17 protein-coding genes are annotated in these 13,987 nt (G+C 29.8%); 2 read left to right on the top strand and 15 right to left on the bottom strand.

Annotated elements, in window-relative coordinates:
- Positions 1 to 26: 26 nt before the first annotated feature.
- Positions 27 to 1,412, bottom strand: coding sequence for an MATE family efflux transporter (locus HZR23_RS13075; protein ID WP_132849246.1), 1,386 nt, complete (start codon positions 1,410 to 1,412; stop codon positions 27 to 29).
- 18 nt (positions 1,413 to 1,430) lie between these two features.
- Positions 1,431 to 1,874, bottom strand: coding sequence for a MarR family winged helix-turn-helix transcriptional regulator (locus HZR23_RS13070; protein ID WP_132849245.1), 444 nt, complete (start codon positions 1,872 to 1,874; stop codon positions 1,431 to 1,433).
- Positions 1,875 to 2,038: 164 nt separating this feature from the next.
- Here HZR23_RS13070 and HZR23_RS13065 point away from each other — a divergent pair, with 164 nt between their 5' ends.
- A complete protein-coding gene (locus HZR23_RS13065; RefSeq protein ID WP_132849244.1) occupies positions 2,039 to 2,329 on the top strand; it encodes a hypothetical protein in 291 nt (96 codons plus the stop codon).
- A gap of 415 nt (positions 2,330 to 2,744) precedes the next feature.
- Here HZR23_RS13065 and HZR23_RS17630 read toward each other — a convergent pair whose 3' ends face one another.
- The 13 genes from HZR23_RS17630 to HZR23_RS13000 all read right to left on the bottom strand — a co-directional run bounded on the left by HZR23_RS17630 (position 2,745) and on the right by HZR23_RS13000 (position 13,446).
- Positions 2,745 to 3,338: an IS1634 family transposase gene (locus HZR23_RS17630; protein ID WP_283669811.1), complete on the bottom strand. Its 594-nt coding sequence runs from the start codon at positions 3,336 to 3,338 to the stop codon at positions 2,745 to 2,747.
- A gap of 8 nt (positions 3,339 to 3,346) precedes the next feature.
- Positions 3,347 to 4,336 carry an IS1634 family transposase gene (locus HZR23_RS17625; protein ID WP_456300200.1) on the bottom strand — a complete coding sequence of 330 codons (990 nt, stop codon included), beginning with the start codon at positions 4,334 to 4,336 and terminating at the stop codon, positions 3,347 to 3,349.
- A 515-nt stretch (positions 4,337 to 4,851) separates the two neighbouring features.
- Complete coding sequence (locus tag HZR23_RS13050) at positions 4,852 to 5,346, bottom strand: GNAT family N-acetyltransferase (protein ID WP_132849563.1); 495 nt, start codon at positions 5,344 to 5,346, stop codon at positions 4,852 to 4,854.
- 19 nt (positions 5,347 to 5,365) lie between these two features.
- Complete coding sequence (locus tag HZR23_RS13045) at positions 5,366 to 6,118, bottom strand: (S)-benzoin forming benzil reductase (protein ID WP_132849564.1); 753 nt, start codon at positions 6,116 to 6,118, stop codon at positions 5,366 to 5,368.
- A 31-nt stretch (positions 6,119 to 6,149) separates the two neighbouring features.
- Entirely contained in the window at positions 6,150 to 7,127 is a 978-nt protein-coding gene (locus HZR23_RS13040) for an alpha/beta hydrolase (RefSeq protein ID WP_132849565.1), read from the bottom strand.
- Positions 7,128 to 7,158: 31 nt separating this feature from the next.
- Positions 7,159 to 8,499 carry a VWA domain-containing protein gene (locus HZR23_RS13035; RefSeq protein WP_132849566.1) on the bottom strand — a complete coding sequence of 447 codons (1,341 nt, stop codon included), beginning with the start codon at positions 8,497 to 8,499 and terminating at the stop codon, positions 7,159 to 7,161.
- Positions 8,500 to 8,502: 3 nt separating this feature from the next.
- Complete coding sequence (locus HZR23_RS13030) at positions 8,503 to 9,444, bottom strand: AAA family ATPase (RefSeq protein WP_132849567.1); 942 nt, start codon at positions 9,442 to 9,444, stop codon at positions 8,503 to 8,505.
- A 27-nt stretch (positions 9,445 to 9,471) separates the two neighbouring features.
- On the bottom strand, positions 9,472 to 10,605 hold the full coding sequence (locus tag HZR23_RS13025; protein WP_132849568.1) for an acyl-CoA dehydrogenase family protein: 1,134 nt from the start codon (positions 10,603 to 10,605) through the stop codon (positions 9,472 to 9,474).
- An 84-nt stretch (positions 10,606 to 10,689) separates the two neighbouring features.
- Complete coding sequence (locus HZR23_RS13020) at positions 10,690 to 11,229, bottom strand: GNAT family N-acetyltransferase (RefSeq protein ID WP_132849569.1); 540 nt, start codon at positions 11,227 to 11,229, stop codon at positions 10,690 to 10,692.
- A 169-nt stretch (positions 11,230 to 11,398) separates the two neighbouring features.
- Positions 11,399 to 11,899 (bottom strand): hypothetical protein, encoded by a 501-nt coding sequence (locus tag HZR23_RS13015; protein WP_132849570.1) that lies wholly within the window; start codon positions 11,897 to 11,899, stop codon positions 11,399 to 11,401.
- Complete coding sequence (locus HZR23_RS13010) at positions 11,844 to 12,119, bottom strand: hypothetical protein (protein WP_132849571.1); 276 nt, start codon at positions 12,117 to 12,119, stop codon at positions 11,844 to 11,846. The genes HZR23_RS13015 and HZR23_RS13010 overlap by 56 nt, the downstream gene beginning before the upstream one ends.
- 36 nt (positions 12,120 to 12,155) lie before the next feature.
- Complete coding sequence (locus HZR23_RS13005) at positions 12,156 to 12,671, bottom strand: hypothetical protein (RefSeq protein WP_132849572.1); 516 nt, start codon at positions 12,669 to 12,671, stop codon at positions 12,156 to 12,158.
- A 127-nt stretch (positions 12,672 to 12,798) separates the two neighbouring features.
- The gene (locus HZR23_RS13000; protein WP_132849573.1) at positions 12,799 to 13,446 is read right to left on the bottom strand and encodes a hypothetical protein; all 648 of its coding nucleotides are present in this window, start codon (positions 13,444 to 13,446) and stop codon (positions 12,799 to 12,801) included.
- Between the two features lie 194 nt (positions 13,447 to 13,640).
- Between HZR23_RS13000 and HZR23_RS12995 the strand changes: the two genes are divergently transcribed.
- Positions 13,641 to 13,976: a hypothetical protein gene (locus tag HZR23_RS12995; protein ID WP_132849574.1), complete on the top strand. Its 336-nt coding sequence runs from the start codon at positions 13,641 to 13,643 to the stop codon at positions 13,974 to 13,976.
- Positions 13,977 to 13,987: the final 11 nt, after the last annotated feature.

Genomic DNA, 13,987 nt, shown 5'->3' with positions numbered 1-13,987 from the left:
ATTCGAGAGTTTTTCAAAATATAAACCTAGCTAATATCACTTGGATTTACAACCATTTTTTCTTCCTCCGTTAAATTATCAATATCTAACTTTTTAGCCTCATTTAACACCCAAAAACCAGTTATTAGAAAAGCGGATAAATCTGCAACTGGTCCTGATAAAAGCACCCCCTCTAAACCTAAAAACCTAGGAAGTATTAATAAGGTTGGAATTAAGAATATTACTTGCCTAGTTAAACTTAGAAAAGCAGCCTGTTTAGGTTTACCAATTGCTTGAAAATAATTTGAGCCAACAGTTTGAAATCCTATTAATGGCAGAAGGGCCATATAGACTTTTAAAGATCTTACTCCAAAAGCTATTAGTTCTGGCTCATTATTAAATAGAGATACTAATTGTACAGGAAATACCCTGATTAAAAAAAATCCTACCATACATAAGGAAGTTGCAGCAATAATTCCTTTTTTTAGTGCATCTTTCACTCTATCATATTTTTTAGCTCCATAATTAAAACCTATTATAGGTTGCATTCCTTGTGTTATTCCATATATAGGCATCAATATAAGAGTCATTATACTCATCATTACTCCCATACCTGATAGGGCTGTATCTCCCCCATAAATAGTTAAGCTTTTATTCATAATAAAGTTAAATAAACTAGTTGCTAATTGCAGAGCGAACTGAGCTGAACCTACCATTATTATTAATTTGACAATATTAAATTTCAACCTTAAATACTTAGACTCAATTTTTAAAGAGCTACTTCCAAAAGTAAAATGATACATTACCCAGGCTGCAGCGCAACCTTTGGCTATTACAGTAGCGACAGCAGCTCCTCTTATACCCCATCCAAATACAAATATAAATAGATAGTCTAAAACTATATTTGTAAATGCACCAATCATCATTGTTTTCATAGCAATTTTAGGACTTCCTTCTGCACGAATAATGTTGTTCATTCCTATACCTACTAAGAAGAAAAAATTCCCCAACATAATGATTCGAGTGTATTCCTTTGCATAAGGGAGTACAGCATCACTTGCGCCAAATAATCTTAAAAGTGGCTCTAAAAATAATATTGACCCTGTAGTAATTAAAAATGAAATTATCAATAATAATGATAATGCATTACCTAGAATAACCCTGGCTTCCTCTTCTCTCTGTTCACCTAATCGAATTGATATTAGTGATGCGGAACCTACTCCTATTAATAAAGCGCAAGCTAAAATTACTAACACCAGTGGAAACGCAACAGTTATCCCTGCAATGGCTAATGAACCTTCACTATTCCCTACAAAAATTCTATCAACAACATTATATAATGCATTTACCAACATTCCTATTATAGCTGGAATAGAAAACTTTACTAATAGTTTACTTATACTTTCGCTACCTAGCTCCTCGGTCCTTTTCATATTGTAGTCCTCCAATCGTCACTCTCTATATAAATTATTTATTATTTTAAATAAGTATTCCTTTACTCTCTTCTGTTCCTCTTCATTAAATCCTATTAGTGCTTTATTTGTAGTTTCATTGCTCATCTTATGAAGTTCTTCCATAAGTTTATATGATTTTTCTGTTAAAGTAATTATTTGAGACCTACGATCCCTATTGTTTATAGTTCTACTGACTAAGCCCTGCTTTTCTAACCTATCAATAATCCCTGTCATGTTAGGTCGATTAGAATTAAGTCTTTCAGCTATAGCAGCTAAAGTTAGTCCCTCTTCTTTTTTTCCTTGAAAATTATATATATCTTTTATTACCAAAAATTGTGGAAAAGTAATGCCTAACTTATCCATTCTATTACTGAAATCTAGTTTAGTTAACCTAGCTGCATTATTTAAAAGAAACCCAAGACTATCTGAATGATTTTTCACAAACTCACCTTCTTTGTCTTAAATTATAAAATTAGTTACTATAGTAACTAATTTTAGGTTAACATATTGAAATTTATATGTCAAACTTCTGAGTTAACGCAGGGGATAATTAATTAATTTCTAGCTAAAGATATCTATAATTAATAGTGATAGAGGTGGATCTTTTGAGTCGCAAAATTATATTAGGTATTTTTATTTCTATTGTATTTTTGTTTCTCTCTGAATATATAGAAGTTTTTGTAAGTCCCTATTTTGATCCTAAATATATATTACATATTATATTATTAACTATTAGTATATTAATGATTTTACTTGGAATCTCCATCATTAAAGAGCAAACAGTCGGAGATAACCTATTAGATATTATTATAAGCTTTAGAAGATCAGGCATGTACTTCATACTCATTGGATGCTTTTTTTTACTTATTGCTATATTGAGATGGAGATCTTTATAAATGAATAATGTTTTGATTGCTGACGAATCACTTTTTAATTAGCTTTAACTATAGATATCCAAATGAATTGTATAAGGAGTGATTTACATTATAAAAAATAAAGGAAAGTTAACTATATATTTGATTGCCGAGAAGGTTAAGTGGTTATTTTATATAAGTGCTATATTAATAGTCCTAATACCAATAGTATATGTAATGATAACAGATATCCCATTTACTGAATTCTATAGTAATTTGTTTGTTAATCTAGCAATCATATTTGTAATAATAGGGAAAGTAATAAATATCTTTAAAAACTATATGGATAAGGGTTCTACCGATTGGACGAGTGTTGGTTATATCCTGAGTTTATAGGTTGCAAGAACAAAAAATCAGCTAAACACCTTAAAAATACTAGGTCATAGCTGATTTGTTTTTATTTTTTTATGTTGTGAACTATTTCTTTCCTATAAGAACGAATTTGCTCGATTCTTATATTTCTGTAATTTAGAGAAACACCAAATAATTTTTCGATATCTCTATAAATTTCATCTTGTTTATTAAGTGAGTAGATTCCATTGGTAATAAATCTACACGTCGCATTTCTAAGAGACTCTTGTATTCGTTTAATAGAGTATTTGTTTTTGAGTTTATTCTCTAAAATTCTCGAAATTAATAATGCTACGAAACAAATAAGAAAATGTCCTTCTATTCTATCCTCTCTTCGAACATAGACAGGACGACCTTCTAAATCTGACTTTAAAACTTTAAAAGATTCTTCTATCTTCCAAAGACCTCTATACCTTTCAATTATTTCTTCATCAGGCATTTCAAGCTCACTGGTAACAAGAGCATAATACCCATCTAAGGCCACATCTCTTTCGTACTTAGCAGCTTCAAACTCTAAGAGCGTTTTTTTATCTTCCACTTCACCTGTAAAAGTATCTATCTCTATTTCTTTTAAATACTTTTTTACACCATAACGATTAGAAGCTTTATATTTCGAAGGATTTTCAAGATACTCTTGAATTTTTTCTTCTAATTTTTCTCTTTTGTGTTTTTCTCTAGCATCATAATCGCGGCCCAGAAAGATACAACTTTTTCTTTGAGTGTAATTTCCTCACCATTTTCGTTATTAGTTTTTCTTTCCCTGAAGAAAGATTTAATCTTAAAAGTTTTAGTAGAGTTATAAACGTAGCCTTCATCTTTAAGAATTTCTTTTATAAATGTCTTAGAGGCACCTCTTACCTTTTGTGAAACTATGTAACCATCATTGTTTTCTACAAGAAAAGCTAGGTTTTTACCACTATTTAGAGCTTTGTCTGCTGTTAGAATTACTCTCTCAAGAGCATATCTATTTTTCATATTCTTTAAGGCAGGAATAAGCATTGTACTATCATGGGTATTACCAGAAAAAAGATCATACCCAACAGGTAGGCCTGCTCTATCAATTGCTAGACTCATTTGTACGATTGGCGTTGTTCTTTTTTGTTTAGAGATACCAACTTTTTTAAGATTATTTTCTAAGTCTGATTCAAAGTAATAGTTAGTTACATCAAAGAAAACAAGTGAAGTATCTCTACCGTGGATCTGTGAAACTTGTTCATGAAGATGTTGTTGTAGGTCTTCTTTAATATCCTTCATTAGAGAGAGAGACTCGTAAATAGAATTTATAGTTACTTTAAAAGATTCGAAATACTCATCTTTATTTTCAAATGTTGATTTTTTACTAGCAGGTTTCAGAATTCTTCCATATAGAAGCAATTGAAAAACTTCATTCAAGTCAAAAACATGCTTTCTTTTACGCATTTGTGATTTAAAAAACTGAGGTAAACTAAGCTCATTATAGAGTCTTTCAAGAAAAAAGTAGCCATAGTTCTTATCAATTTCCATATCATCGTTACTATCACTAAGGTTCAATGTTAGATTTACTTGGTTTTTAGTTATCAATTTAGCAGAATCTTTTAGCTTTTGTAGAATATCCGGATCATTAGCCTCTAATTCTTCAAGATTGCCATAGCATTTAATAATTCTTTGTTTAGATTTACCATTTTCGTCACGGTAGCCTTCAACAAGATATACTTTTTTATACTTAGTCAGGGACTCTTAGTCACTCTAATAAACATAAAATCACCCTCTTTTATTATATCACAGTACATCGAAGTACACAACGATTATTTCCAAAATTTCCAATAAAAAAACACCTGAAATTCAAGTGTTTTATTATCTTTTTAGTTTTTGAACCTATAAACTCAGGTGCTATATTAATAGTCCTAATACCAATAGTATATGTAATGATAACAGATATCCCATTTACTGAATTCTATAGTAATTTGTTTGTTAATCTAGCAATCATATTTGTAATAATAGGGAAAGTAATAAATATCTTTAAAAACTATATGGATAAGGGTTCTACCGATTGGACGAGTGTTGGTTATATTATAGGACTAATAATATTATTAATACAAAATTTTTTTAGATGATAAAAATAGGGAATGAATAATAACTCTATTCATTCCCTTGTTTTATTAAATTTTGCTTATTTATAAGGCCTTTTTCATCATTGCAGCACCTAAATACTGATCATCCCATTGTAGCTGTATGTTTTTAACCTTATTAAAACCTCTATCTACCCAGAACTGCATAACGCTGTTATCATAATCATATACAACGTCAATTCTGACATTCCTTACCTTTTCATTACGAAAATGTTCTTCAAGTAAAGCATAAGCCTCTTTACCATATCCCTTACTTTTATAGCTATTATGTATCATGAGCAAAGACAGATAACTTTCTTCATGAAGTTTTAAATCTATAAATCCAATAACTCTATTACTTGACAGTTCAATTATTTTAAATGTCTTATAGTTCATCTTCCTCATTTTTTCTAATTCTTCTATTAACCAGTCTTGGTCTAGTTTACTTTTATCTAAATGAGTAACTAAAAAGCGTTTATTAGAGTTATAAATTTCTAATATTTCACTACTATCTTCTTCAGAAATCTCTGTTATTAGCAAGTTATCTGATTTTAGCATCATAGTGTGTCCTCCAAAACTATTACAATTTATAAATATCTACAATACTTCCGTTTTTAAATTCTTCAGCAAATAAAAGCTCGATTACTTTATCTGCAACATAAGCTGGTTGTAATAGACGTCCTTTTTCTTTTAAACCAACAAATGTATTTATTAATGGGAAATCTTCTTGTTTTGATGATCTAATTTGTACTTGCATCTCTGTATCAATTACCCCTGGAGCAAATGATAAAGCCTTAGTTGGGAATTCTACTTCTGCTTGCTCAGCTCCAATACATTGTGTGAACATATCTAATGCTGCTTTTGATGTGCAATAGCATCCCCATCCTGGATAAGGACTTTTTCCTGCTGCTGATGAAATATTAATTACTCTTTTCTCAATTTTTAAATCTGCTGTAAATCTCATAAATGCAGATGTTAAAATCATTGGTGCAACTACGTTAACATTAAGACTTTTTTGTATTTCATTTGTGTAAACATTATCTACAAGTTTAATTGGATCTACTACTCCTGCATTATTAATTAAAGAGATAGTTTTCGCATTTCCTTTATCAATGTTAGTAAAAATTTTGTTAGATAACTCTTCAACACCAGTAGTATTATTTAAGTCATACTCAAAATAATCTAACTTTACTCCATTTTTTTCAGCTTCATCAATTAGGTTGTTATTTTTTGTTCTTGCAATACAAATTAGATGATTTTCTTTTTGGATAAGTTTTTGTGTTAATGCTTCACCTAATCCTTTTGATGCTCCTGTAATAATAATATAATTCACTTAAATCCCTTCTTTCTTTTTTATTTTATTATCAAAAATTTTTATTTAAAAAATTAATGATTTGTTTTGAATAATCCTGGTCCTCGTAGGGTGTTAACAGCTTGTCCCTTTGAACAACAAAATGAGAGTCTCCTTCTCTAACCCAACTTTCAACATGACTTGGAGCTTTTTTTATTAATCTTTCGTAATTTGAAAGTTGAACCTCAGTATCACCAGTTGAATGCATAATTAGAGCAGGTCTATCACCTACATTTTTAATTTGATTTATTGGTGTAATTCTTGCGGAGCCTATTCCATATTTAAAGGTTGTATGTAATTTCATAAAAGGTTTTTGTAGATATGCTAGAACTCTTGGTATATTCATATTTATTAAGGCTTCAGTAAATACATCATCCCATGATGAATAGGCTGATACACTTATTAAACCATGAATTTCAGGCATTAATCCAAATGAGTTTATTGCAGTAGCGCCACCCATTGATGCTCCATAAATTACAATTGGAACATCCAAATACTTATCATTTGATTTTATGTAGTCTACTAATGCCCTAACATCTAAGTGTTCCTTATATCCTAAACCAATCACCTTTCCTTCACTTTCTCCATGAGCCCTTAAATCTAGTAGAAATGAGGCATAACCTTGGTCATATAGCATTTTTGAATGTCCAAAATAAGCAGTAACTGATGGATTGTGAATTCCCGTCAAAAATATTATAACTGCTTTTGGATTATCAGTGAATACCTCATGAGCAAAAATATTTATCCCATCCGAAGTTTTTAGCATAACCCTTTCTGAATATAAGCCATAATCTTCCGCTCTATATATTTCATTATATTTAACATGAAAATTTATAAATTTCTGCATTGTAATAAATGGAACAACATTTAATACAATTAATAGAATTCCAATTAGTATTATTAAGATTTTTTTTATATCTATATTCATTCTTTTATTTTTTTTATTTCTACTCCCCTTAATACTATAAGCTATAAAAGTTTTATTATCCATCTAGTCTAACCTTTCTTGTGTGATTAATATATTATGATCTTAATATTAAATCTAGGGTCTTGTGTAAGTGATTTATACTATTGCATTCCTGAGCAATATCACAATATTTTCTATACTCATCCATTACTGAATCCCCAGCACCCCACATAGTTTCAACCTCTGGGTTTAACCAAATTAATGTTTTACATTGATCTTGAATCTCTTTCAAGAGCTTACTTTTAGGGTCACCCTCGTTATTTCTAGCATCCCCTAATATAATTACTGTACTTGTACTTTTCACAGTACTTAAGTACTGCTCCTTAAAATCCTTGAAAGCCTGACCATAATCAGTAGGTCCCATAGATATATCAATATCTTCTCCCCTATGGATTTTGTCAATTGCAATTTCTCCTGAGTTGTGTTTAAAAACATGGCTAACCTCAGTCAAATTTGAACAAAGGGCAAAGGATCTTACTTTAAGTAAAGTTTTATTTAAGCTATATACAAACAATAACATAAATCTAGACATATTTTGAACCGAATTACTTATATCGCATATAACAAAAATTTCAGGACGTTGTATTTTTTTATATTTGTATTGAGGAACAAAGATATAACCTTGATATGAACTATTTTTTCTTAATGTTTTTCGAATATCAAGTGTACCACGCTTATAGTTTTTACGTCTTCTAGAATGTAATGCATACAGTTGCTTAGCAAGTATTTGAATAACTCTACTCATATCAGAAGCTTTCTTTTGATCTATCTTTGAGAAGGTAGTATCCCTTATTCTAGTTTCCTCATTAACCCTATCATTAAAATCGTTATGAAGATTATATTGTTGTGATACATAGGAATCTATGTACTCAACTAATTCCCTTTTAGTTTTTTCTAAAAGCATAGTCATTCTTCCGGCTCCAGGGAAGTTATATTCTGCTAGCATCCCTATATCTTGCTCCAAATCTCTAATACCTTTTTGATCCATAACTTTTCTAATATATAGGCCTTGTTGTGTTATACGCTTTAAATCCCTAAAATCAACATTTTGCAAGGCCTTCCTTACTATTGTCATCAGGCCAGCTTTGTCTCCATCTAAAATATTCTTAGATATTTCCGACAACTCTTCTTTAATTTCATCTGAGCTATATTCATTGTAATCATCTAATTGAGATTCAAACATATGAGCAGAAAAAAATAGTTCAAATGACTTTTCAAATATTTCTTTTTCTTCAATTGTCTTAATTAAGCATGTACTAAGTGTGTGCTTAAATGATTCCCGATCACTATAGCCTATTAGCTTAATTGCATTCATTGCAACTATACTTTCTCCTACTGATATTCTTACACCAGATTCTCTAAGGATCGTAAAAAAGCTTTGAAGAATAAATTCCATCCTTTACACCTCAGTTTCTTTTACTGCCTTTAAAGTAATATCCTCAAGCTTAGATTCTAAAGTTGCAACATCTTCTTGGAACTTAAGTATAACACTTAAAGTCTCCCTAACTATTTCAGGGTTAAGCTTATCTATATGAAGTAGTAGTAAAACCTTTGCCCAATCAATGGTTTCTCCAATAGATGGTGCTTTCTTAATTTCTAGCTTCCTAACTTGCTGAATAAATGATACCAGTTGTGTTTTAAGGGATTCTGTAATTTCCGGTACTTTAACCTGAATAATATCGCTCTCAAGCTCTGCTTCGGGGAACGGAATATATAAATGTAGACAACGCCTTCTTAATGCATCACTAATTTCTCTTGTATTATTACTTGTTAAAAACACAAATGGTCGACTCTTAGCTCCTATAGTTCCTATTTCGGGTATAGAAACCTGGAAGTCAGAAAGTATTTCTAAAAGAAATGCCTCAAACTCTTCATCAGCCTTGTCAACTTCATCAATAAGTAGAACTGACCGATTCTCCATTTGAAGAGCTTTTAATAAAGGTCTTGGTTCAAGAAAATTTGGTGAAAAGAATACATCTTCATGTTGATGTAATCTATCCATAGCCTCTGTTAAATTCCCAGCATCGTTAATAATTTTATCTAAGCTATCCTTAAGGATTTGAGTATATAATAATTGCTTACCATATTTCCACTCATAAAGAGCTTTTGACTCATCTAGACCTTCGTAGCATTGAAGTCTAATTAAATCACTTCCTAAATATTTAGCAGTTGTTTTAGCAAGTTCAGTTTTACCTACACCTACTGGACCTTCAACTAATATTGGTTTTCCTAGATTATATGCCAAAAACAACGTAGTAGCTATTGATTTACTACAAATATAGCTCTCTGTTTTATAGCTCTCCATTATTTCTTCTACAGAAATAAATCTTTCATTATTCATTCTCTCAGCTCCATTCAAAAGTTATAACTATTTCATGTTAGAAACATAACTTCTACCTAATTTGTTTTTGTTAATGTTAAAAAGATATTGACCTATTCCTAAAAGATTCTCGATACTTCCAGTCAAATACTTAAGCTCTAAAGATTCAATTATTTCTGTTTCTTTGACCATTTCTTTATATAATTGTTTGAATTTGTGACTGAGTACTCCAAAGGATACTAAAGGTGGATATATGTCAGTTTTAGAATTTTTATCTATTAATAAAGCAATATCATAAGCAATAACCTTAAGTGCTTTTACTAAGGAAACTAATTCTCCTACATCGATTGTTATTTCCTTTTGTATATTTTGATTTTTATAACAATCTATAAAAAGTGAAATTTGCCTTTCCATACCACCTATGTAAAGACCAGTTAAATATAACTCTTCATAGGCTCTCCAGGACTTAACGATTTCCTCATATGCAAAACCTTCTCTACCTAGTATGTTATCACTCAACACCTTGCAATTTTCAAATACTATAGAACAATGGGGAGATGGATTCAAAAACCTCACGTCTATAGGTTCTAAAGTCTTAACCCCTATAGTATTCTTTGTAATAATATAGGCAGTTAAAACTCTTTTATCCTCAATTTCCGTTAATGGAAAAACTACAAATATATCTGCTATTGGCCCATTTGTTAAAAAGTCTTTCCTACCATTTAATATATAATAATCATCGAATCTCTCAACAAAGGTTTTAAAATTCGAAGGCCTACCGCCTGAACCCATTTCACCGTAAGCAAAGGATATTGTAATTTCACCAGTAGCTAACCTTGTTAAGATTTGCTCTTTTTGAACTTCACTACCATGTTTTTCTATTAAAAAATGAGATGCACATAAATGTAGCATCCAGGACATGGCAATTCCTATGCTTATACCATTCTTCACTAACTCTTGTCCAGCAATGACAACAGATAGATGGTCTCTCCCAATTCCCCCATACTTCTTTGAAATATTTAATCCTAATAATCCTTCTTTACCTAATCTGTCCCAAGTGCCTCTGTTAAAGAAAGTAGGTACACAAATATTCTCGCCTAAAGCTAGTTCTCTTTCAATAAAGCTTAAAATTTTAATTTTTAAATTCCTTAAATCTTCCCTTTCAAGCAGAGCACTATACATTATTCACCTCTGAAATAATAAATTTGTGAATAAATTAACTTACTAGTTCTATATTATATCATTTTTTTTCACTTTAATTAAGTCCTATATATCATTATTTAACTCTATTCCCATAATTATAGCAGAATGATAAACTTTATTATGATAAAAAAATCTAGAAATCGAACCTTCTTTTTTGAAACCAAGTTTTTCATATAGCATTATAGCAGACAAATTGTCTTCCCTAACACTTAGTTGAATTTTTGTAAAGCTTGATTTCTTTGCCCAATCTATTAGATAAAGCAATAATTCCCTTCCAATCCCTTTACCCCAATAGTCTTTTAATACACTCACTCCGAACTCCCCTATGTGTTTACATCTTACCATTTCGTTGCCTTGGAAATTTAAATTGCCTACTATTTTATTATTTATTTCTGCAATTAGAAATAACTTATTCTTCGAATTAAGGGATTCAACAATAAAAGCCTCCTCCTTCTCTTGTGTCATAGTGAATTCACCAGGACCAAAAGTTAGAAAGTCAGATTCATAAGAGATTTTATCTATATAATCAATAACTGCTTTTGCATCTTCTTTTGCTGCTTCCCGTATAATAACTTCTAAGCCATCCAAATTAATTTTTTTCATAAGTTACCCTCCAAATAATTAATAATATTTATTTCTACAGAATTTCTTTATTTCCTTTAAGCATGTAAGAATTATAAGAAAGTGAGACTTAAAAGTCCCACCTAGCTGTTGGTTTAATATTTATTTCTTTACCGTTAAATGCATCAATATATATCCGCTGCTTTTTTTGTCAAGTTTGAACTTCAATTCTCCATAGCCATTCATCCGATCTGCCTGAATTATACCTATAATATAAGTTACCATTACCCGATATTTTATTTTGAGGCCCTATACTTTTTTTAGCCTTTTCCTCTGATATTAACATATTCTTATCAAAGTCCCTTATTTCATCTATTAAAAATTCAATATCTTCAATATACTCCTTTGAACTGTATAATACCTCTATTCTTCCATCATCTAATGCAACGGTTGCATTGACATTTAAGTTTGTTATTATAGATTCGTCAATAATTAGGTTATAAACTATAAATAATCTACCATTGGTATTTTGAATTCTTTCTACAGCTACATCATCTATATATAGTATTAAATCTTTAATCCTTTTTCGTGTAAGTTCAATAGCATCATCAACTGAAAAATTAATGTTGGTTATATTATTTTTTTCACTGTCATGTTTAGTAAGCCCTGTTGGATTTACTATAATAGGTAGACATTGAATGAAAAGCGCCATCTAAAGTTAAAGAAATAATAACATCCGCATCAGCTCTTCCATATTTATGTGGCTTCTTAAGGCTTACGTAAACCGTGGGAGTAGGCGGAGAAACACTATACCCATGTCCTGTTACACCAATTAAGCCATATCCCTGACTTTCATAATCTGGAATAAGTATACTCATATAATTTTTTGCGTATTCTATTGCCTTAGCAGAAAATTCATTTAATTTTTCCATATATAGTTGCTCATTATATTCATAATCTGGTATTTTCTAACTTACTTCTTCTCTGTTTGTAGATTCTTCTTGCAATAAAGAATAGTAATTTACATATTTGTTAAAATTTGTAACAAAATTTAACTCAATTTGAACTAGTTTGTTAAAATATGCACTATTAAAATCTAATTCTAAAACTTCCCTATAATACTTTCTTAATATATCATAGTCTCTTAAATATAATTCAAATTCTTCCCTTAATTCTTCAGTCCACCCAGTTTTAATAACTTTATTTATTACTTGCCTACTTAAATAGTTTGATCCTTCACTTACTCTTCGAACTTCAAAATTACTTACATAGCTTTTTTGAGCCCCTAGCATCATAGCAGTTTGGAGCCTTGTCTGTTCATTTTTTATTATATTAAAGTTACTATGAAGGTTAGCAATATCATTTGTAACTAAGGCTTTATAGCCATAATCATTTATTGTTACAACACTAGAATTGGCTACTATATATGTTGAGGATACATCATTCACTTTTTCATGACTTAAAGTTTTTAATGTTGAAAACAAAAAATAATTTAAATAACCACTGATTAAAATAATTGATACTAAAATTCATATAGTTAATTTATTCTTATACATAAATTTGTTCGCCCCCATATACTTAGCCTTTACTTTTATATTATAGACAACTTCTTTATTTGCTGTAAAAGCTAGTTTTTACCTTTTCCTTTATCAGTGCTTCTAAAACTTCCCTATCTTTGTTTAAAAGCTTTAATTTTATTTTATCTTCTATCCCTTTTATATGAATGGTAATAATAAGGTAATTTTTATTGTTTTCTTCCCACTTATATTCCGAAACACTATCCCATAAAAAGTTAAAATGTACAGTATGAATACCTATTGAAGTAATATATCCTCTCTGTAGTCCTCTAAAAAATAAGATAAGGGCTATATATAGATATAAGGCTGAAAGCAAAAAATAATTGATAGCTCCTATAAAGTTATCGATTAACAGCATTCCGTCAAAAGCATCATGTCTATATAGATAACTGTGCAAATTTGACAAATAATCCTTATCAAACATCTTAGATAGAGTTTCCATATAACCGTATTCAGTAAGATAAACTCTTAAACTTAGAAAATTATCATACCAAAAATAAAAGGAAAAGAATGAAATTAACAAAAAAATTACTCCGAAAATTATTTCAGAGTTCAGATCTCTTTGTAAATTCACTAATACAATATCTTTTCTTTTATCTACTTCATACTTGTTTAAGGCTGTACTTATTATTAATCCAGTAGTAACAATAAAATAAAATGCTATTATATATACATACGCCATAGTTAGACCTCTCAATAAATAGTATGAATATAGTATTCTATAATAGATTGTATAATACCTTTTAAATGTATTTTGCAAAGATTGCCATATTTATAAGGACATTAACTTGATTAATCACAAGGAATTTAAATTGTTGATATCTTAATGTTTTTCGAATAATATAGTTAGAGAGGTTAATAGTAGGAGGCTAGAGGATGGGTAAGTTCATTGTATTATCAGTACCAATCTTATTAACTACAGCTATATTTATAACAATTGGTATTTACTCTATTCGAAAGAAAACCCCGATGCATTTTTGGTCAGGTACCACTGTAAAGTCAGAAGAAATATCTGATGTGAAGGCATATAATAGAGCTAATGGAATAATGTGGATTTGTTATGGTTCAACTTATATAATTGGTCTACTATTATCTATAGTATTTGGTAGTAAAATTGGTACAATTATTACTATATTTTCATCTTCAGTAGGTATAATACTATTAATAATTATTTATGGAAAAATATATGATAAATATAAGGTTAAACGATAATAATAAAGTCA

The organism is Serpentinicella alkaliphila (genome assembly GCF_018141405.1).
In the GTDB taxonomy this organism is placed as follows: domain Bacteria; phylum Bacillota; class Clostridia; order Peptostreptococcales; family Natronincolaceae; genus Serpentinicella; species Serpentinicella alkaliphila.
The sequence above is the reverse complement of the archived record's forward strand: the minus strand, read 5'-3'. Positions and strand labels throughout refer to the sequence as shown.